18 protein-coding genes are annotated in these 19366 nt (G+C 53.8%); 7 read left to right on the top strand and 11 right to left on the bottom strand.

Going from position 1 to position 19366, the window contains the following annotated elements:
- The first annotated feature begins 341 nt into the window (after window positions 1-341).
- Window positions 342-3512, top strand: coding sequence for a S8 family serine peptidase (locus HPY86_08755; protein NPV15001.1), 3171 nt, complete (start codon window positions 342-344; stop codon window positions 3510-3512).
- Window positions 3513-3518: 6 nt separating this feature from the next.
- The gene (locus HPY86_08750; GenBank protein ID NPV15000.1) at window positions 3519-4508 is read left to right on the top strand and encodes an esterase; all 990 of its coding nucleotides are present in this window, start codon (window positions 3519-3521) and stop codon (window positions 4506-4508) included.
- Here the strand turns inward: HPY86_08750 and ugpC are convergent.
- From ugpC to HPY86_08735, 3 genes are all read right to left on the bottom strand, one after another.
- Window positions 4505-5575, bottom strand: a complete 1071-nt coding sequence (ugpC, locus tag HPY86_08745; protein NPV14999.1) for a sn-glycerol-3-phosphate ABC transporter ATP-binding protein UgpC — start codon at window positions 5573-5575, stop codon at window positions 4505-4507. The genes HPY86_08750 and ugpC overlap by 4 nt on opposite strands.
- A gap of 12 nt (window positions 5576-5587) precedes the next feature.
- Window positions 5588-6382: an acetyl-CoA carboxylase, carboxyltransferase subunit beta gene (gene accD / locus HPY86_08740; GenBank protein ID NPV14998.1), complete on the bottom strand. Its 795-nt coding sequence runs from the start codon at window positions 6380-6382 to the stop codon at window positions 5588-5590.
- A 76-nt stretch (window positions 6383-6458) separates the two neighbouring features.
- Window positions 6459-6737 carry an RNA-binding protein gene (locus HPY86_08735; protein ID NPV14997.1) on the bottom strand — a complete coding sequence of 93 codons (279 nt, stop codon included), beginning with the start codon at window positions 6735-6737 and terminating at the stop codon, window positions 6459-6461.
- A gap of 519 nt (window positions 6738-7256) precedes the next feature.
- On the opposite strand from HPY86_08735, the gene HPY86_08730 reads away from it, so the two are divergent.
- Entirely contained in the window at window positions 7257-7586 is a 330-nt protein-coding gene (locus HPY86_08730) for a DUF2703 domain-containing protein (GenBank protein NPV14996.1), read from the top strand.
- A 2-nt stretch (window positions 7587-7588) separates the two neighbouring features.
- Entirely contained in the window at window positions 7589-8713 is a 1125-nt protein-coding gene (locus HPY86_08725; protein ID NPV14995.1) for a saccharopine dehydrogenase, read from the top strand.
- Here HPY86_08725 and HPY86_08720 read toward each other — a convergent pair.
- Genes HPY86_08720 through rpsO form a run of 8 tightly spaced genes read right to left on the bottom strand, consistent with a single transcriptional unit; the run spans window position 8710 to window position 17910 of the window.
- On the bottom strand, window positions 8710-9159 hold the full coding sequence (locus HPY86_08720; GenBank protein NPV14994.1) for a GAF domain-containing protein: 450 nt from the start codon (window positions 9157-9159) through the stop codon (window positions 8710-8712). The genes HPY86_08725 and HPY86_08720 overlap by 4 nt on opposite strands.
- Complete coding sequence (locus HPY86_08715; protein ID NPV14993.1) at window positions 9156-10259, bottom strand: aminopeptidase; 1104 nt, start codon at window positions 10257-10259, stop codon at window positions 9156-9158. The genes HPY86_08720 and HPY86_08715 overlap by 4 nt, the downstream gene beginning before the upstream one ends.
- A 20-nt stretch (window positions 10260-10279) precedes the next feature.
- A complete protein-coding gene (locus HPY86_08710) occupies window positions 10280-11686 on the bottom strand; it encodes an MFS transporter (GenBank protein ID NPV14992.1) in 1407 nt (468 codons plus the stop codon).
- 3 nt (window positions 11687-11689) lie between these two features.
- The gene (locus HPY86_08705) at window positions 11690-12847 is read right to left on the bottom strand and encodes a glycosyltransferase family 4 protein (GenBank protein NPV14991.1); all 1158 of its coding nucleotides are present in this window, start codon (window positions 12845-12847) and stop codon (window positions 11690-11692) included.
- Between the two features lie 3 nt (window positions 12848-12850).
- Window positions 12851-14053, bottom strand: coding sequence for a pyridoxal phosphate-dependent aminotransferase (locus tag HPY86_08700; protein ID NPV14990.1), 1203 nt, complete (start codon window positions 14051-14053; stop codon window positions 12851-12853).
- Between the two features lie 27 nt (window positions 14054-14080).
- On the bottom strand, window positions 14081-15358 hold the full coding sequence (locus HPY86_08695) for an insulinase family protein (GenBank protein ID NPV14989.1): 1278 nt from the start codon (window positions 15356-15358) through the stop codon (window positions 14081-14083).
- A 54-nt stretch (window positions 15359-15412) separates the two neighbouring features.
- Window positions 15413-17632, bottom strand: a complete 2220-nt coding sequence (gene pnp / locus HPY86_08690) for a polyribonucleotide nucleotidyltransferase (protein NPV14988.1) — start codon at window positions 17630-17632, stop codon at window positions 15413-15415.
- Between the two features lie 8 nt (window positions 17633-17640).
- Window positions 17641-17910, bottom strand: a complete 270-nt coding sequence (gene rpsO, locus HPY86_08685) for a 30S ribosomal protein S15 (protein NPV14987.1) — start codon at window positions 17908-17910, stop codon at window positions 17641-17643.
- Between the two features lie 180 nt (window positions 17911-18090).
- Between rpsO and HPY86_08680 the strand changes: the two genes are divergently transcribed.
- From HPY86_08680 to HPY86_08670, 3 genes are all read left to right on the top strand, one after another.
- The gene (locus tag HPY86_08680; protein NPV14986.1) at window positions 18091-18609 is read left to right on the top strand and encodes a hypothetical protein; all 519 of its coding nucleotides are present in this window, start codon (window positions 18091-18093) and stop codon (window positions 18607-18609) included.
- 66 nt (window positions 18610-18675) lie between these two features.
- On the top strand, window positions 18676-19125 hold the full coding sequence (locus tag HPY86_08675) for an Hsp20/alpha crystallin family protein (protein NPV14985.1): 450 nt from the start codon (window positions 18676-18678) through the stop codon (window positions 19123-19125).
- A gap of 90 nt (window positions 19126-19215) precedes the next feature.
- On the top strand, window positions 19216-19353 hold the full coding sequence (locus HPY86_08670) for a hypothetical protein (GenBank protein NPV14984.1): 138 nt from the start codon (window positions 19216-19218) through the stop codon (window positions 19351-19353).
- The last annotated feature ends 13 nt before the right edge of the window (window positions 19354-19366 follow it).

The raw sequence follows: 19366 nt of genomic DNA, 5'->3' as shown, positions 1-19366 counted from the left end.
TGACCTTAAACCGGGAGAAAATAATGTCCGGGCTCTTGTTCCAGGTGTTTATTTTATTAAAAACAGGTTAACAGACGCAAAGGCAGCCCGGGTGGTGATTACGCACTGACTTTGTCTGATATCCCATATCCCCGCATCGCGTGAAGCGTAAGTCAAGTGTCCGACTTGTACCACAAGAGGCAAATGCGACCGCAAATAAAATGAAAACGGTTTTTAATCGGTGCCGCTGCCGCATAGGAAAACCTTAGAGGCAAAATTAGCATCTGTCAAGGATTGGTGGGAAAAGTTTTCTTGACCGGCAATCGGTTTTGGATAGAATGATACAAACAAAAGGAGGTCTAATGTCTTTGACGCGGTGTTTGATTCTCGCCCTCCTTTTCGTCACCATCGGATTTGCGGCACCGATTGAGCCGCTTTTGATGGAACGGATGGGAAAGGCACAAGCGGATGAGTATCTGCCGGTTATGGTTGCGCTCAATGAGCAGTTCGATGCGGTGTCGGTGATTCAAACCGTGAAGAACAAAGAGGCGCGCTGGCAGATAACGGTCAACGGATTGAAGGAACTGGCGACGCGGAGTCAGGCGGGTTTGTTAGCAGAACTTGCCGGATTCGAGCGCCAGGGTAAAGTGCGCAATGTGAAGCCCCTGTGGATTGTCAATGCGGTTTACTTCGAGGCGACGAGCGATGTAATTTTGAAGTTGAGTGAAAGGCCGGAGGTCTGGTTTATTCAGTGGGATTTGATTCCGACCGAGAATGCGTTAGGTGTTGATGTCAAGCGACCGGCGGCTGATGTTACCGGCGGGACTTTTAACCTTGAATGGCATGTGAGAAAGGTGAAGGCGGATAGTGTCTGGTTTGTTTACGGCTATACCGGCGAAGGGGTGGTGATTGGCAACATTGACACCGGTTGCGACTACAATCATTCGGACCTTGCCGACCATATGTGGGAGGACCCGAACTATCCGTATCACGGCTGGGATTTTGAGAACAATGACAACGACCCGATGGATGAGAATGGCCATGGCACGCACACCTGCGGGATTAATGCCGGTGATGGCACCGGCGGTGATACCACCGGAATGGCGCCCAATGCCCGGATTATGACGATTCGCACCAAGACCAGTCTGGCGCAGCCGTTTCCTGATACGATTGCGGAGAACACAGTTTTCAATGCGATGCAGTTCTGTGTTGCGCCGCCGCTTTCGCCGGAGAATCATGCCCATCTCCTGTCGATGAGTCTGGGCTGGCTGCACTCCTGGAACCCGCGGCGCGCGCTGTGGCGTCAGGCGGTGACCAATGTTGCAGCTGCCGGATTGCCTTATTTCATTGCGGCGGGCAATGAAGGTTCTTCCAGTCCGCCGGACAATGTCCGGACTCCGGGTGATGTGCCCGGACCCTGGAAGCATCCGGCGGAGATGGCGGGCGGTTTGGGTGGTGCGATAACGATTGGGGCGACCGATTCGGTTGATAATTACGCCTATTTCACCTCCTGGGGACCGGTTTCCTGGTCAAACGTGCCGCCGTACAACGATTACGCCTATCCGCCCGGACTTTTGAAGCCCGACTTTTCGGCACCGGGTCTTGATGTAATCTCCTGTCGGCGCGGTGGTGGTTATATTTCGATGTCCGGAACCTCAATGGCAACACCGTGTGCAGCCGGGATTGCGGCGTTGATGTTGCAAAAGAACCCCAACCTGTTACCTGAGGAGATTGACTCAATCATGCAGATGTCGGTTGTACCACGGGGCACACCGCCCAAGAACAACACCTATGGCACGGGCCGGATTGATGCGATGCTTTGTATTGAGAATACGCCGTTGCCCTTCGGGGTGCGGTTTTACCGGGCTGAGGTTGACGATTCAGCCGGAGGTAACAACGACCGGATTATCAACCCGGGCGAAACAATCAACCTGCCGGTCTGGGTTAAGAACCAGTGCGACTACACGGCAAGCGGTGTGACCGGGGTTTTGAGCACCATTGACACCGCCCACATCACACTACTTGACTCTTTTAAGAGTTTCGGCACGATACCGGCGGGTGAGACCGCCTATTCAGGAAATCCGGGCTATCGGTTTACTGTGGCACCGGCTTGCAGCAATGGGTATGCGCTCAAGTTCACATTGACGATTCGCGACGCCCAGGATTCGGTCTGGACTTCGGGATTGACATTTAAGGTTGGTACACCGGTGCTTTACGGCGATTCGGTATATGCCTATGACGGCGGCAATGGCAAACTTGACCCGGGTGAGGAGTGCGACATTGCGGTGCAACTGGTGAACGCCGGGCTCGGTAACGGCTACAATGTGAGCGTAATCTTGAAGTCGGGTGATAGCCGGCTTGAGGTTCTTGATTCGGTCGCGGTTTACGGGTTTGTGCCAGCAGACTCCTGGTTGATGAATGAGGCCGACCATTTCCGGGTCCGGGCGAGCAGCGCGATACCAAGAGAGTATGTTATTCCGTGCACGCTGCGTATCAGCCAGACCGGGTATCCGATGCAGAATGTGCCCTTCGGGATTGAGGTGGGCAGGCTGACCGCGGTTGACCCGATTCCGGATGGTCCGCGCCAGCCCGCGCTCTATTACGCCTACGACGATATCGATGTTGAGTATTCAGAGCGTCCGACATTCAGCTGGGTGGAGATTAGAAATATCGGTACCAGACTGACACTTTCGGACGATGAAACCCGGCAGATTACACTACCCCCGGGCTTCGGTCCGATTAAGTTCTATGGTCAGCGCTACACCCAGATTTCCATCTGCTCGAACGGCTGGGTTGCACCGGGTTCAGCGACGCAGACAACCTGGACCAATACCTCCTTGCCCAATTCCAGTATGCCACCGATGTGGTGTCTGAAATGGGACGATTTGTATCCACCCACCGGTAACAGTGTCTGGTACTACCATGATGTGGCAAACCATCGGTTTATCGTTGAGTGGGATTCGGTACACTACTACAACCCGCGGGACTCCTGGGAGAAGATGCAGATTATCTTCTACGACACAACTTTAGCCGCGGCGGATGGCAATACCGAGGTGGTGTATCAGTATCTGACCGCGAACCGGAACTCAAGTATGACGATTGGGGAACAGGACCCGACGCGGACGATTGCGATTCAGGTGGTTTTTGATAACGCTTATCACCGGGCAGCCGCGCCAATTGCACCGGGCCGGGCGATTAAAATCACCACCGATGCACCGCTCGTGGCGATTGGTGAAGATGCCCGAAATCTCTTGACCCGGGTGAGCGGGCTAAAGGTGTTACCGACCACTTTCCGCGACCGGGTACAGGTGCGGTTTACCCTGAATCAGGAGGGGCAGTTGCGGCTGGTTATCTACGACCGAAGCGGGCGCAAGGTGCGGACGCTATTGAACGGACGGATGAAGCCGGACAACTATCAACTGGTCTGGAACGGGCGCGACGATGCGGGCAAGCGCGTGGCGCAGGGTGTTTATCTAATCCGTCTGGAAAGCGAGAGCGAGTCGCGTACCCTTAAGGCGGTTTACCTGAGGTAACAAAGGATGAGAACGGGGCGGGTCAATTACGGCTCGCCCCGTTTTTGTTTCAGGGCAGGGAGTTCAGTTTTTATGCCGGTGGTGATTTTACTAATACTGGTATTGGTAGGATGGTTATTCGGTGCGCCCCGGTTATCGCAAACGCGGGCGACCGATGACCAGAAGGGGTCGATTGTTTATCAGGGGAGAAAGCGGAATTTTCTCTTACACATCCCGGAAAAGGTGCGCGGGAAAAATGGGGTACCGCTGGTGCTGGTGCTGCACGGTGGTGGCGGAACCCCGGAAGCGGTTGCAAGACTTACCGGATTCAGCAAACTTGCCGATGAGGAGGGGGTTATCGTTGTTTATCCGGCGGCGGTGAACCGGCACTGGAACGATGGCCGGGAGGTGAAACGGTTTCGTTCGCACCGGGAGAGGATTGATGATGTTGGTTTTATCGCCACGCTGATTGATACACTAATCCGGCGGCTGGGAGTTGATGTGAGCCGGGTTTATGCAGCCGGGATGTCTAACGGCGGGATGATGTGTCAGCGTTTAGGTTGCGAACTTTCCCATAAACTGGCGGCGTTCGCTTCGGTGGGCGCATCCCTGCCGGAGAATCTAATTGATGAAAAGCCGGTAATGCCAATCGCGGTTTTGATGATTAACGGTACCGCAGACCCGATTGTGCCTTTTCAAGGTGGTGGTGTTGGTCTGGTCAAGCAGCGGGGTCGGGTGGTTGCGGTTTCAAAGGCAATTGAGTTCTGGGTAAAAGCGAACGGTTGTGAAACGGTGCCGACAGAAACAACGCTGGTCAAGAGCGACACCGGCTTAGGCGTGCAAAAAACGGTTTATCGCAACGGGCGCAAAGGAACCGAAGTGGTGCTTCTGACAGTGGAAGGTGGTGGTCACACTTGGCCCGGAGGAAGGGAAAGGCCCAGCAATTATGGCCGAAAGACCGATGCGATTAACGCCACCCGGCTCATCTGGGAATTTTTTTCAAGACACCGGCGTTAGTTCAGCCGGTTTTCCGAAACCGGATCAAACAGGTGCAGTTTACCGGTTTCCAAAGAGATGTTGACAGTATCTCCGGGTCGCGGGGCGTGGTCCGGATTGGTGCGCAGGACACAACGGTCGGCACCGATTTTCAAATAGACCAGCGCCTCATTGCCTAACTGTTCAGTAACCTCAACCACCGCTTTAATCGGACCGTTATCGGTGATAAAGATATGTTCGGGACGGACACCGAGAACGATTTCACCTTCCGGTTTTACTACGGGGATAAGGTGGTCCGGCAGGTTAATTGTGAACGATTGGTGAACAAAGCGCAGCGGATTGGTGGTGATTCTGCCGGTAAAGAAGTTCATCGGTGGTGAGCCGATAAAACCGGCAACGAACCGGTTCGCGGGCCGGTTGTAGATGGTTGCCGGGTCACCAACCTGAAGCAGTTTGCCGCTCTTCATCACCGCGATGCGCTGACCTAAAGTCATCGCTTCAACCTGGTCGTGGGTTACATAGATGACGGTGGTTTTCAGTTGCTGGTGCAGACGGGCAAGTTCTGCCCGCATCCCGACGCGGAGTTTGGCATCAAGGTTGGACAGGGGTTCGTCAAACAGAAACACCTTGGGGTTGCGGACAATCGCCCTGCCGACCGCAACGCGCTGGCGCTGACCACCGGAAATCTCGGCGGGTTTGCGGTCCAGGAGCTCTTCGATGCCAAGGATGCGGGCGGCTTCCAGAACCCGGCGTTGAATCTCATCCCCGGGCAGGCGGCGCAGTTTTAAGGCGAACGCCATATTTTCAAATACCGTCATATGGGGGTACAGGGCGTAGTTCTGGAACACCATCGCAATGTCGCGGTCCCGGGGTTCAACGGTATTGACCAGGCGGTCGCCAATGTAAATTTCGCCCGAGTCCGGTTCTTCCAGCCCGGCAACAAGGCGCAGCAGGGTCGATTTGCCACAACCGGATGGACCAAGGATGACAAAGAACTCCTGGTCTTTAATCTCGAGGGTGACATTGTCAACCGCGATGACCCTGTTTTTGAAAATTTTGCTGACCGATTTGAAGAGCACCTGGCTCATCGATTGACCCCTTTATTTTCTGGGACTGAGGACGGTCAGGATACGGGTGACCGTTTCCTTGAGGTTGCGGCGGATACAGACGATGTCTATCAAGCCGTGTTTGAGCATAAATTCGGCGCGTTGAAACCCTTCAGGCAGTTTCTGGCCAATCGTGTCTTCAATCACCCGCTGGCCCGCAAAGCCTAAAAGGGCACCGGGTTCAGAGATAATCACATCACCGAGCGAGGCGAACGATGCCATTACGCCGGCGGTGCAAGGGTCAATCGGAATCGAGATAAACGGGACACCGGCGCGGCGCAAAAGTCCAAGTTCGGCTGAGGTTTTTGCCATCTGCATCAGGGAGATGATGCCTTCCTGCATTCGGGCACCACCGGAAGTGGCGATGATGATAAGGGGCCTTTTTTCGGTGTACGCCAGCCGAACCGCCCGCGCCACCTTTTCACCCACGACCGAGCCCATACTGCCACCGATAAAACTGAAGTCCATTGCGCCGAACACCACGGGCAGGCTGGAGATGAGGCCGCGGCCATAGATGAAGGCGTCGTTTCTGCCGGTCTTTTCCCGCGCCTCTTTCACCTTTTCCGGATATTTCGGAAACTTAAGCGGGTCAGCAGCAATAAGTCCGGAATCCAGTTCTTCCCAGCTGCCTTCGTCTAAAAGGATTTTGATGTAGTCGTCCGGGCTAATCCGGAAGTGGAAGCCGCAGCGGTTGCAGATGTAGAAGTTGGACTCCAATGTTTTGCGGTAGATGATTTCGCCGCAGCCGTTGCAGCGAAACCAGAGGGTATCACCGACCTTGCTCGCCATAGATGTAGTATAAAAACCGGGCTCTGCCAGTCAAGGCAGAGCCCGGCGTGAAAACCGTTAGCTATTGCGCGCTCGGTTACCGCATACCACCACGGGGTGGTCTTTCGGTACGTGCCCGCGCTTCGTTCACGGTCAGCTGTCTGCCGTCCAGTTCGTATTGATTCAGGGCGGCAATGGCGGCTGCGGCTCCCTCATCGGTAGCCATTTCCACAAAGGCAAATCCCCGAGACCGCTCGGTGAACTTGTCTTTGATTATTTCGACCGAGGCAACTTCACCGTGCTGAGAAAAAAGTTCCCGCAGGGTTTCCTCGGTGGTGCTGAATGGGAGGTTTCCCACAAACACACGCTTACCCATTTACTTACCTCCAGTAAGGTTTGTGCTTGGGGAGACGTTACAGGCTACGGGACAGAAAATCAGCCAACGCAGACCTTAACGGACCACAAGCGTTTCCGGGTCTCTTCTTCTTTACGGCTGGTTCTGGACCCGGCAGAACCAACTGAATAATATTAGCACAACCATTGCCCCTGTCAACTCTGGCAACAGGAAGATGGGGCGGGGAACAGGTATCAGGAGTCAGGAGCGTTGTAACCAGATAAGAATAGCATCAATTTCCCATACCATCCCTAATACAGTCCCGGGGTTGGGTGTGGAAAATAGCGTAAAAACGGGTTAACATCCGTTGTCACAAGGGGTTGATAGAAAATTAATAAAATCGGGCAGTATACTTTAAAGTATACTTTGTCCGACGCATCATAATTAGTGGAATATAAGCCGGGTTGAAACTGTTAGTTGCGATTGCGGTTGGTCTATCATCTTTTTTGCATAATCAGGTCAGGGTTGCCAGTGTGCCTGGAGATATGTATTATAACCGGTATGAAAGTAAGGTTTTTATATTTTGAGGGTTGTCCCCACAAAGAGCCGGCGCTGACGCTTTTGAAGCAGGTACTAAAAGAGAAGAGGCTGGATGTTGAGGTTGAGATGGTGGAAATCAATAGTGAGGAGGATGCCCGGCGTTATCACTTTCTTGGTTCGCCCTCGGTTCAGGTGAACGGGCTTGACATCGAAAAGGAGCGGCGGAATGACCCACCGGTCTTTGGCTGCCGGATTTATAAGACAAAAGAGGGTTATAGCGGTGTTTTTGCCGGGGAGCTGCTTGAGGCGGCATTGAACAAGGCAGAAGGAGAGAAACAAAAAGGAGGGTGAAGGTGGAGACGGTTGTATTCGGTTCGGGTTTGATGGCAAAGGCGGTAGCGTTTGACCTTATCCAGCAGAAGGATGTGGCGAAGGTTTATCTGATTGATGTTGATAAGAGGCGGTTGCAAAGTTTAAAAAATTTTCTGGCGAGCCCGAAGGTGGTCACGATTCAAGCCGATGCCACGGACCGAAATCTTTTGTCTTTAATCGGCCGTTGCGCGGTGGCGGTGAGTTGTGTTCCTTACAACTTTAATCTGCGGCTCACCAAACGGGCGATTGCTGCCCGAACCAATTTTTGCGACCTCGGTGGCAACAACACGGTGGTGCGGCGCCAGTTTGCCCTGAACAAAGAGGCAAAAGTTGCTGGCATCACAGTTGTGCCGGACTGTGGCTTGGCGCCGGGGATGGCAAACATCCTTGCCGCGGACGGTGTGAGCCGGCTGGATAAAACCGAGGCGATTCACATCCGCGTGGGCGGTTTACCGGTTAAACCCAAACCGCCTTTGTTCTACAAACTGGTGTTCTCTGCCCAGGGGCTTTTGAATGAGTACGCTGAGCCCTGTCTGGTCTTAGAGGGCGGTAAGATTAAAAAGGTGCCGCCGCTTACCGGTGTGGAGCCAATCCGGTTTCCCGAGCCGTTTGGCACCCTTGAGGCGTTTCACACTTCGGGCGGCTCTTCGACCCTGCCCGAGACTTTTCAGGGTAAAGTCAAGACCCTGGACTACAAGACGATTCGTTATCCCGGGCACCGGTTGATGTTTCTTTTGCTATTAAAAGCCGCAGTTGGCAACTGGCGCCGGATACCGCGGGCGCAACTCGCCTGTGCACTGGAGCGCACCCTCGGTTTTGAAACGGACGATGTGGTTTTACTGCGGGTCGAGGTCAAGGGGATAAAGGCGGGCAAGAAGCGGACGGTTCGTTATCAGTTGATTGACTATGCGGACCCCAAAACGGGGTTGACCGCGATGATGCGCACCACCGGCTTTTCCGCGGCGATTGTCGCGTTGTTACTCGGTCGGGGACAGGTTTTAAGCAAGGGTGTTTTGCCCGCAGAAAGGGCAATTCCGACAAAGCGGTTTATTCAGGAACTGCGGCGCCGGGGTTTTGACCTGCGGATTACCAGCCGCGCCGGTTAAACCAGTTCGGCAAGGAGTTTTGCCGCCTCTTCAATTAGGGCAATCTCGTCCCGGGTAAAGGCGTGGGGCTGAGAGGCATCAATCGCAATCTCGCCCCAGAATTTGCCCTGTTTGATTATCGGCACAACCAGTTCGGAGCGGGTTTCGGAAAAGCAGGTCAGGTAGCGGGCATCGGCGCTGACATCGGGCACCACCTCGGTGCGCATCGTTACCGCAACCGTACCGCAGATACCCCTGCCCACCGGAATCTTTTCAAACCCTTTCGGCTCTTTACCCTGGTATGGTCCGAGTACAAGGTTGTTGCCCTCAAGCCGGAAGATGCCAACCCAGTTGAACTCCGGGAAATGTTTTTTCAGCGTCATAACGACGCGTGCCTGGGCATCTTCGGCACGCTGGCTGGCGCGGACCAGTTCCCGCAGTTCGTCTAATTGTGCCTGGTACTTCATATCAGAAACCTCCCGTCTTTCATTATTGGTTTGCCATCGCCATAAACGGTAAAACCTTTTCTTGTGTCGCAAACCATATCCCAGTGAATGACCGAGCGGTTTTTACTGCCGGTTTTCGGATAGCCGGTGCCCAGGGCGACATGGACGGTACCGCCAATTTTTTCGTCAAACAGGATGTCCTTGGTAAACCGCTGGATTGAGTAGTTGGTACCAAAGGCGAGTTCACCCACCCGTTTTGCGCCTTCATCGGTGTTAACCATCGCCCGGAGGATGTCGGCACCTTTGTCCGCGGACATTTCCACCACCTTACCCTTTTTGAACACGAGCCGGATATTCTCCACCTCTTTGCCCTGATAGATTGCCGGATAGGTGTAGCGGATTACGCCTTCGGTTTTATCTTCTTCGGGTCCGGTGAATACCTCACCATCCGGGAAGTTGTTGTGGCCATCGCAGTTTGCCCATTTTCTGCCCCGGACCCCAAAGGTGATGTCGGTGTCCTGACCCACGATGCGGATGGTGCTGAGCCGGTTCAGTTTGGCAATCAACCGCTGTTGCCGTTTTGATATCTTCTGCCACTCCCGGATTGGGTTCGGTCTGTCTAACAGACCGGCACCAAACACAAACTCCTCGTACTCAATCCGGGACATCGCCGCCTCTTGTGCCAGGGCATCGGTCGGAAAGTTGGTCAGAACCCAGCGCAGTTTTCCTTCCGCCTCGCGCTGCAATCGGCGCTGGAGCAGGACCTTGCGGGCGCTTTGATAGATACTCATATTTGCCGCATCGATGCCGGTCAACTCTTTCAGATTCCAGCCGCCCCGCACAAAGATTAGCGCATCCGCCTTTTCCACCTCCACGAGGTCGGTCGGCGCGACAAAGCGCAACTGCTGGGGTTTTGCATTGCGGAACAGAAGATAGGTGGCGTCCGGAATAGTGACGCGCAGGGTCACATTGGCACCAACCTTCAACGCCTCCAGTTCCAGCGCCTTTAACAAGGGTTCGGCATTGGCTGGACCATAGATTACCGCCCATTCGCCTTTTTTGAGCCGGACGCTGTAACGGACCATCAGTTTTGCCAGTTTTTCAATTCTTGGGTCAAACATTATTCCTCCTTTTTAGCTATTTAGCCGATTTTCTTATTCCGGGTGACAAAAAACCCGGCAATACAAGCGACGACGACCAGAATTCCAAAACCAAACAGTAACCGCCGGCTGGAGAAGAAGTTGGTCAACTGTCCGATTAAAAATGCGGCAATGGCAAAAAGTAGATGTAAGAGCCAGTCCCGGGTGGAAAAGATACGGCCCCGGACCTCTTCGGGCACCGCTTCGTGTAACAGGGTGTCCATACCGATATAGACCGGTGACAGTGCCAATCCGGCGATAAATATCAAGGGTGCAACCGGCGCGAATGTCTTTGAGGCGGCGAGTCCGGCGACAACCGCACCCATCACTAAAAAACAGACAAGGATGACCTTGTGTTTGGGCAGGCGATGGCCAATGATGCCGTAACCCATTGAGGAAAGGAGTAAGCCGATTGAGCCGATAGCCGCGACATAACCAACACCCTTGGTACCCAGACCAACACCGCCCAGTTCCCGGCTTGACTGAATCACCGGAACATAGAGGACGATGACCGCGGCGCCCAAAATCACCATCAAAACGATTGAGGAGTAAACGAACCAGACCGCGGGCTCGCCTTTGACCACGCGCAGCAACCCTTTGACACTTTCAATCATCCGGGACTGCTCTTTGATAAAAAGTTGAACCTCGGGCTGGTGCGGTGCGTTGTACTTCTTGCCGCTGGCAAGCCGCTTGAAGATAAAGAGGAGCGAAATGACCGAGACGAAATAGGTGAAGGAGTCAAGGTAAAATCCCGCGGTCCAGACCGGTCTAATTCCCATGCGTGCCCAGCCGTTCCAGTCCACGATTAAACCGCCGAGAACCATTCCGGCGAATGTTGCGAGCCGGCCAATGATGTTTAAGACCGAGTTGGCACCGAGCACCCGCTCCGGTCCCACGAGGTTGGGGATGATTGCGAGCCGGGAGGTGTTGAAGAATAAGCCAAAGAGAAACACTAAAAAGGCAAGAAAGTAGACGAGGAGCAGTTGATTGGTGGCGATGGCAAGGAGCGGGATGAGTAGCACGAGCACCGTCCGGCAGGAGTCGCACACAATCATCACCTTGCGCCGGTCCCAGCGGTCAACGAGAACGCCGGCAAGCGGTCCAAATAGTACCGTGGGCAGGGCGACCACGACCGAAAGGTAGGAGATTGCCCGGGCACTTTCCCAGCCGAACCGGGTGGCGTAGTAGGCAATCATCGCGAGAAGTGCCATATAGTCCAGTTTGTCACCGAACAGAGAAAAAGCCTGGGAGAGGGCAAACACCACAAACTCCGGAATCCGCAACACCGGTAATAACTGGCTCTTGCGCGGGGTCAATGGTTCAACCCCGGCATCAGGGTTGTTGGGGACGGTGTCTTCGGGATGAGGTGGTAGATTGGTGTTGGGTGCGGATGGTTTTTCCTGGCTCATAGGTTAGTAGCGCTCAAACCTTGGAACCGGGTAGCGGTCGAGCAGTTCCTGATAGAACTGTTCAACCTGTTCGGCAACCCTGGCCCAGGAAAATTCCAGTGCCCGGCGTCTGCCGGCTTCGCCCATTTTGCGCGCCAGTTCGGGCTCTTTGAGAATTTTGACAATCGCCTGTGCCAGCCGATGCGGGTCACGGGGCGGAACGAGAAAACCTTGCTCACCCGGGGTCAGGACGGTGCGATAACCGACAATGTCCGAGGCAACAACCGGTCGACCCGTCGCCATCGCTTCGAGCAGGACGATACCAAAACTTTCGTAACCGATTGCCGGTGAACAGAACAGGTCGCAACTGCGATAGTAGGCGGGCCGCATTTCACCCGGTATTAGTCCTGCCCAGTAGACATGCTCTTCAACATCTTTGTCAAGGTAGCCTTTATAAGCGTAGCCTAACAAGCCGGTGCCGACCACGACCAGTTGCACATCCGGTATCTCATGGACGATTTCGGGTAGTGCCATCAACAGGTATTTGAGCCCTTTGCGTGGTTCAAATCGGCCCAGGAAAAGGATTTTGGGCCGGCCGTTGTTTAGTTCGGGAACCGGTGCGACATCAGGCCGGAAGAACTGGACATCAATACCGTTGGGGATGATGCGATATTCACCCGGAAAGTATTTGGCAGCAGAGTCCCGAGCCGCGGTCGAGACCGCTATTTTGCCATGAATCGCCCGAAAATATGGTAAAAGAACGGAACGGGCGAGCGCATAGCCGATGCTTTTGTCGTGGTTGGCGTGGAAGGTGAACACATTTACCATCCGGGAAACACGGAGTGCGACGAGCGGCAGGGTCGGAGCGAGCGAGCCGTGCATATGGATGATTTCAAACTGTTCCTTTTCGAAAAATTTTTTAACCCGGGCACCGGGCCTGATTGCGACCGGAACGCGGGCAAACGATTTGTTGGAGCGAATCACCAGACCCCGGCCTACCCGAAAAACCTGGTCTTCGTCCGGAACCTGGTCCAGGCAGTCGATCATCTTGGCGCCGACCTTGGTGGTGAGGATTTTTACCGTATGGCCCCGGTGACGCAACTCTCTTGCCAGATGGTGGATGTGTTCGGCGATACCACCAATATAAGGGTAGTAGTTGTCCGAGACCATGCAGATGCGCATCGGCTATTCGGTTCGATGCGGAAATGCTTTTAAACCTGCCGCCAGGACCCGGACCGCGCGCACCAGGTCTTCGCACTTCAGCACATAGGCGATGCGTACCTCATCGTTGCCCAGACCAGGCGTGGCGTAAAAACCCTGTGCCGGTGCCAGCATCACCGTTTCGTGGTCAAGGTGAAAGTCGTTGAGCAGGAAGATGGCAAACGCTTCGGCATCAGGCACGGGCAGGCGCGCAATGAGGTAAAATGCGCCCCGGGGTCGCAGGAACTTGACACCGGGGATTTTACTCAATTCGTCGCACAGGACATCGCGGCGGCGCCGGTACTCGTCCCGCACCTGCGCAAAGTAGGAAGGTGGAATATCCTGGGCGCGCTGTGCGGCTAACTGGTCAACGGTCGGCGGGCAAAGTCGCGCCTGACCAAATCGCAGCATCGCCGCCATAAAATCGCGGTTTCGGCTCACAACACAGCCGACCCGGGCACCACAGGCGCTGTAGCGCTTGGAGATGGAGTCAACCATCACCGTGCGGTCTTCGACCCCTTTCAGGTTTAGAACACTCAAAGGCTGGACACCTTCATCGTAAACAAACTCCCGGTACACCTCGTCGCCGATTAAGAACAGGTTGTACTCGAGTGCGAGCTGGCGCAACAGTTCCATCTCCGCTTCGGAGTAAACAACACCGGTCGGATTGCCAGGGTTGGAGAAGAGAATCGCTTTGGTGCGGGGGGTAATCAGGCGCACAAACTGTTCTTTTGAAGGCAGGGCAAACCCGTTATCGGCGTGGGTGGTTATCGGTACCAGTTTCACTCCTGCCATTACCGCAAAGCCGAAGTAGTTGGTGTAAAACGGCTCGGGCACTATCACTTCATCACCCGGGTCGGTAACCGCTTTGATGGCAAAGAGAATCGCCTCACTGCCACCGGTGGTTACGAGGATGTCGTCGCCGGTAACATCAATTCCGACCGAGTGATAGTAGGAAACGAGCGTCTGGATATAGGTTTGCAATCCGGCAGAATGGCCATAACCGAGAACCTTGATGTCAACTTCGCGGTAGCCTCGCATTATCTCGGCCGGGGTTTCGATGTCGGGCTGCCCGATGTTGAGATGGTAAACCTTTATCCCTCTTGCCTTTGCCTTTTCGGCATAGGGCACAAGCCGCCTGATGGGCGATGCGGGCATTAACCGGGCACGCTGGGAAAGTTGCAAGATTTGTTTTTCACTCATCATCGGCTCCTTTCATTGTTCTAATACCTGTCTTATTTCCCCTTCCTGAACCGGACCGACGACGCCGGCATAAAAGCGGTCGTCGCTTAAAAGTTCATCAACCAGTTGGGCAACCTCATCGCGCTTTAACCGGTTGTAAACCTCAATCGCCTCCTCCAGAGTTGTCACCCTGCCCAGCATAAGATAACTGCGGGCAATTCGCATCATCCGGTTGATGGAACTTTCCGAACCTAAAATCAGGGCGCTGCGGGTCATTGTTAACGACCGTTCAAACTCTTCCCGGTTGATTTTCTCCTGCCGTAATCGTGCCAGTTCATCTTTCAGCGCCGTGACGCACCGGGGCAGTTTTCGCTTCTCGGCGATAAAGTAGATGCCTAAAAGACCCGTTTCTTCGTAAAGTTCAACAAAACTGCCTATTGAATATACCAAACCCTCCTCTTCACGCAACCTTTGAAACAGCCGGGAAGAGACGCCACCACCTAAGGCGGTGTTTAACACCGAAAGGGCATAGCGCCTCGGGTCGGCAAAGGAAAAGGCGGGTTTGGCAAGACAGACGAAAACCTGGGACAGTTCACGCCGGCTGCGGACCAGGGTTTGCGGCGCCATCAATGTTGAACGAACCCGGGATGGGGTTTGACAGTTGTCCCGATTCAACCGGGCGAGGAGCTCAACAACCTGCTGGTGCTCAACATCGCCCACCGCAACCGCAATGGCAGATTGAGTCCCGTAATTCTGATGGTAAAAATTGTGCAATTGCTGCCGGCTTATGCACGCAACCGAATTGAATGTTCCCACAACCGGTTTACCCAAAGGGCTTGCACCGTAGAGCGCCTGAAGCAGCAGGTTAATGGCGCACGATTCCGGGTCCTCTTCATTACTCCGGATTTCTTCGGTGACCACCTCTTTTTCCTTCAGCAGTTCGGCTTCAAGGAAAGCGGGCTTTCCTAAAATTTCGGTTAGCAACCCGGTAACCTCTTTTAATTTATCAGCCGGTGCCCGGGCGTAGAAACAGGTTGCTTCTTTGTCGGTAAAGGCGTTTAACTCGGTACCGCAGGACTCAGCCATCACATTTATCGCCCGCGCGTCCATCTGTTCGGTTCCTTTGAAAATCATATGTTCGATGAGATGGGCGGTTCCTTCCTGTCCGGGCGGGTCATCACGACTTCCGAGCCGAAAGGCGAAACCGAGGGACAGCGATTTGAGATAAGGAAGCCTTTCGGAAATAACAAGCAAGCCACCCGGGTTGCGGGTGGCTTGAATCTCTCCAGCACCGGAAAAGTCTATCGCCATCGCATCAGATTAACTTTGGTTCAGAGGGTTGCACCGCAGTTCACCGCTCAACTGTTAGAACCGCCCGCGTCTTTGTTCTTTACCGCGGCTGTGACCGGTTCGGCTGGAAGAGCTATGGGCGGAGCGTGATGGGCGGCGGTCCCGATTTTCAACGATGCCCGAGTCGTTGGAAGGGGGTATTTCACCCCGTTCTTCCATCGCCTTGCGCCGGGAGAGGTTTATTCTTCCCTGACTGTCAATCTCGGTTACCTTGACCCAGACCTTATCACCGACCTTCACCTCATCGGTGACCTGTCGGCAGTGACCCGGAGCCAGCTGGGAGATGTGTACCATCCCTTCTTTGCCGGGAAGAACTTCAACAAAGGCACCAAAGGAGGTGACACGGGTTACGGTACCCTGGTAAACTTTCCCGACTTCAACTTCGGCGACGAGCGATTCGACCCACTCTTTTGCCTTCTGGAGCGCATCGGGATTGGTGGCGGCGATGGTAACCGTGCCGTCGTCTTCAATGTCAATCGTGGTGCCGGTGGCTTCGATAATCTTGCGGATGGTCTTTCCGCCCGGTCCGATAACGGTACCAATTTTGTCTTTGTCGATAACAAGCGATATAATCCGGGGTGCAAACCGGGAAATTTCGGGTCGGGGGCGGTCGATAACCGAGTTCATTATCTCAAGGACTTTGAGACGCGCCCGGGTTGCCTGTTCCATTGCGGTGCGCAGTATCGAGTAGGGGACACCGGGCAGTTTGAGGTCAAGCTGGATGGCGGTAATGCCGTCCTTGGTGCCCGCGACTTTAAAGTCCATATCACCGTAATGGTCTTCATCACCGATGATGTCGGTGAGAATTTTAAACCGCTCGCCCTCTTTAACCAGACCCATCGCGATGCCGGCAACCGCAGTTTTGACCGGAACCCCGGCGTCCATCATTGACATTGAACCGGAGCAGACCGATGCCATTGAGGAGGAGCCATTGGATTCAAGTATGTCCGAGACAATTCTGATGGTGTAAGGAAACTCCTCTTCTTTGGGTACAACCGCCTGGAGCGCCCGTTCCGCAAGGTCGCCATGGCCAATTTCCCGACGACCCGGTCCACGTAACATCCGGACTTCGCCCACCGAGAAGGGCGGGAAGTTGTAATGGAGCATAAACGACTTTTTCTCTTCCATTGCCAGTTCGACATCATCAACCACCTGTTCGTCCGACTTTGTGCCGAGCGTGGTTGTTGCGAGCGATTGCGTTTGACCGCGGGTAAATAAAGCGCTGCCATGGGCGCGGGGCAAAACGCCAACCGCACATTCAATCGGACGCAACTCGTCAAGTTTTCTGCCATCAAGCCGCTGCTCCCGCTCGAGAATTCGATTCCGGATATCCCGGCTGATAACCTCTTCCAGTACCGCGGCAACCGCACCTTCGGCATCAGGATATTTTTCCTCCAGTTGAGAACTAACCTGCTGGATAAGTTCTCTTCGGGCGTTGCTCCGGGCGCGCTTGTCGGTGATGTCGTTAGTTGCGACCGCAGGTTCGGCAATGCGCTGGAGAATCTCCTGACGCAACTCATCCGAAATCAATGGTTCATCCGGGCTGATTTTGGGTTTGCCAACCGCCGCCTGTAACTCCTTCTGGAGCTCGATGGTCTTCTTTATTACTGGTTGAGCCAGTTCCCATGCCCGGTCAATATCTTCAATTGAAACCTCCCGTGCCTGTCCTGCGATGGTCATAACCTCGCCGTTCTCTAACCCGACGAAAATCATCGACATATCCGCATCATCGAGCTGGCTCATCGGCGGGTTGGCGATTAGTTGACCGTTAATTTTTCCCACCCGGCAGACACCAATGGGACCAAGGAAAGGAATTTCGGAAATTACCAGGGCAGCCGAAGAGGCAACCAGGCTTAAAAACTCGCTCTCATTCTCCATATCGGTGGAGAGGAGATAGGCGATAATCTGGGTTTCGTGCCGAAATCCAGCCGGGAAAAGCGGTCGGATTGGGCGGTCAATTAATCGACAGGTAAGGGTTTCTTTATCCCGGGGTTTGCCTTCACGCTTGAAGAATCCACCCGGAATTTTACCTGCCGCGTAAGCCAGTTCCCGATAGTCAACCACCAGGGGAAAGAAGTCCTGAAAACCTTCAATCGGTTGTTTGTTGTAAACGGCACTTGCCAGAACAACCGAATCGCCGTAACGGGCAAGCACGCCGCCATCAGCCTGACGGGCAACGCGGCCAAATTCTAACGACAGGGTCCGGCCGCAGACCTCAACTTCAACGCGATGCATTGTGTTGCCTAACCTCTGAGCCCAAGGGTGGTAATGATTTTCTCGTACCGCTCGGGATAGTGTTTTGCCAGATACTGCAGGTGCCGGCGTCGCGCATTTACCAGTTTAATCAAGCCGCGCCGCGAATGGCGGTCTTTCTTATGCACCTTCAGATGCTCGGTTAACTGATTAATCCTTTCAGTAAGAATTGCTATCTGAACTTCAGGTGAGCCTGTGTCCTTTTCGTGCAACCGGAATGTGCTCACCAGTTTCATCTTCTGTTCCTTAGTTAGTGCCATATTTTTTCCTTTTCCTTTTTGTCCTATATTATTTAAATTAACCAAATCCCTGCCAATGTCAACAAACAGCAAACCGGCAGTCAATCACTGGGAAATCAACCGGCAATCGGAAAGAGCAGAGGTGAGAAAGATGAGTACGGTAGGCTTGCGTTGTTGGACACCCAGGGTATATTAAGAGGGATGAGCAAAAATCAGAAAGAACAGGAAAACCGAAAGCGAATAGGGCAGAAGCCCGAGTCCGTATCCCCAGTGGTTAGACACGGTCAAGCAACATTACCGCCCCGGGAGTTGAAGAGGGCAGAGAGGTTCCATGGCCATCTTGGTCCGTGGCTGGTTTTAGGTTTGCGTGCGGGCAGGTGTGCTCGAAAGATGTTGAATGGGTCGCCCTTTGACCTGAGGGCGGTTGTTGAGTGTCCGGCAAAACCGCCGGTAAGCTGTTTTATTGATGGGGTCCAGTTAGGTTCAGGTTGTACAATGGGTAAGAGCAATATTCAACATCGGGTAAGACCAGGTGGGTGCCGGGTCGTTTTTGAACATCGAGATACCGCGGAAAAGGTCTCATTTAAGGTGCGAGGCGAAGTGTTCGAGACGCTTATTAAAATTAAGAAAAACGAGGCTATCGCTCGTGCTCATCAGGTGTCCCAAAAACCATTCGTTCAACTGTTTATAAGTGAAAAAGAGGAAGATTCGAAGCGGTGAATCCCGAAACGGTCGGATTAGTCTAATAAGGTGGAGATTAAGAAAAACGAAAAGGAGGTGATGAAAATGGCTAAACACCTGACAACCTGGGACCCGTTCCGGGAGATGGTTTCGCTGCGGGATGAACTGGACCGTTTGTTTGATTCGGTCTTTGGCAGGTTCCCGCGGGAGCGGGGTGAAACCTACTGGGCACCACCGATGGACATTGAGGAGACCGATGAGGCGGTTATTGTTCGGGCGGAACTGCCCGGTATGAGTAAAGATGACATAAAAATCAATCTCTCGGGTGATACGCTGACGATTTCCGGTGAGCGGAAGCAGGAGACAGAAAAGAAGGGTAAAACCTATTATCGGATTGAGCGCGCCTATGGTAAGTTCCAGCGTACGGTAACGCTGCCGGTTGAGGTTGAGGGTGACAAGGCAAAGGCAACTTACCGTGCCGGAGTGCTGGAACTGGTCCTGCCGAAGTCCGAGAAGTCCAAGGCAAAAGAGATTAGCATCGTTGCCGAGGACTAATCTCCCGGAACAGATTCAGGAGACGCCGGTTCGGGCGTCTCCTTTTGCTTTTCTTGACCATAATACCGAATAGTTTAAGATTTAAGGGTTATGGTTAAGCACAAACTTTTTTATTTGACAGTGCTGGCTCTGGCGACGATTTTGGGCTGTTCCGAAGCACCGTTAATTGAGCGGGAAGCAAACCGGGTGGTGTTTCTTGAACTGTTTTCCACTTTACCTGATGAGTGAGCCTATTGTGCGT

This window comes from candidate division WOR-3 bacterium (genome assembly GCA_013177935.1).
Classification (GTDB): domain Bacteria; phylum Hydrothermota; class Tepidihabitantia; order Tepidihabitantales; family Tepidihabitantaceae; genus Tepidihabitans.
This window is presented reverse-complemented; position numbering and strand designations above follow the sequence as displayed.

Bases quoted from the DNA above. Each gene is read 5' to 3' on its own strand.
- HPY86_08755 (NPV15001.1), top strand. From the start codon at position 342: ATGTCTTTGACGCGGTGTTTGATTCTCGCCCTCCTTTTCGTCACCATC.
- HPY86_08750 (NPV15000.1), top strand. From the start codon at position 3,519: ATGAGAACGGGGCGGGTCAATTACGGCTCGCCCCGTTTTTGTTTCAGG.
- ugpC (NPV14999.1), bottom strand. From the start codon at position 5,575: ATGAGCCAGGTGCTCTTCAAATCGGTCAGCAAAATTTTCAAAAACAGG.
- accD (NPV14998.1), bottom strand. From the start codon at position 6,382: ATGGCGAGCAAGGTCGGTGATACCCTCTGGTTTCGCTGCAACGGCTGC.
- HPY86_08735 (NPV14997.1), bottom strand. From the start codon at position 6,737: ATGGGTAAGCGTGTGTTTGTGGGAAACCTCCCATTCAGCACCACCGAG.
- HPY86_08730 (NPV14996.1), top strand. From the start codon at position 7,257: ATGAAAGTAAGGTTTTTATATTTTGAGGGTTGTCCCCACAAAGAGCCG.
- HPY86_08720 (NPV14994.1), bottom strand. From the start codon at position 9,159: ATGAAGTACCAGGCACAATTAGACGAACTGCGGGAACTGGTCCGCGCC.
- HPY86_08715 (NPV14993.1), bottom strand. From the start codon at position 10,259: ATGTTTGACCCAAGAATTGAAAAACTGGCAAAACTGATGGTCCGTTAC.
- HPY86_08710 (NPV14992.1), bottom strand. From the start codon at position 11,686: ATGAGCCAGGAAAAACCATCCGCACCCAACACCAATCTACCACCTCAT.
- HPY86_08705 (NPV14991.1), bottom strand. From the start codon at position 12,847: ATGCGCATCTGCATGGTCTCGGACAACTACTACCCTTATATTGGTGGT.
- HPY86_08695 (NPV14989.1), bottom strand. From the start codon at position 15,358: ATGGCGATAGACTTTTCCGGTGCTGGAGAGATTCAAGCCACCCGCAAC.
- pnp (NPV14988.1), bottom strand. From the start codon at position 17,632: ATGCATCGCGTTGAAGTTGAGGTCTGCGGCCGGACCCTGTCGTTAGAA.
- rpsO (NPV14987.1), bottom strand. From the start codon at position 17,910: ATGGCACTAACTAAGGAACAGAAGATGAAACTGGTGAGCACATTCCGG.
- HPY86_08680 (NPV14986.1), top strand. From the start codon at position 18,091: ATGAGCAAAAATCAGAAAGAACAGGAAAACCGAAAGCGAATAGGGCAG.
- HPY86_08675 (NPV14985.1), top strand. From the start codon at position 18,676: ATGGCTAAACACCTGACAACCTGGGACCCGTTCCGGGAGATGGTTTCG.
- HPY86_08670 (NPV14984.1), top strand. From the start codon at position 19,216: ATGGTTAAGCACAAACTTTTTTATTTGACAGTGCTGGCTCTGGCGACG.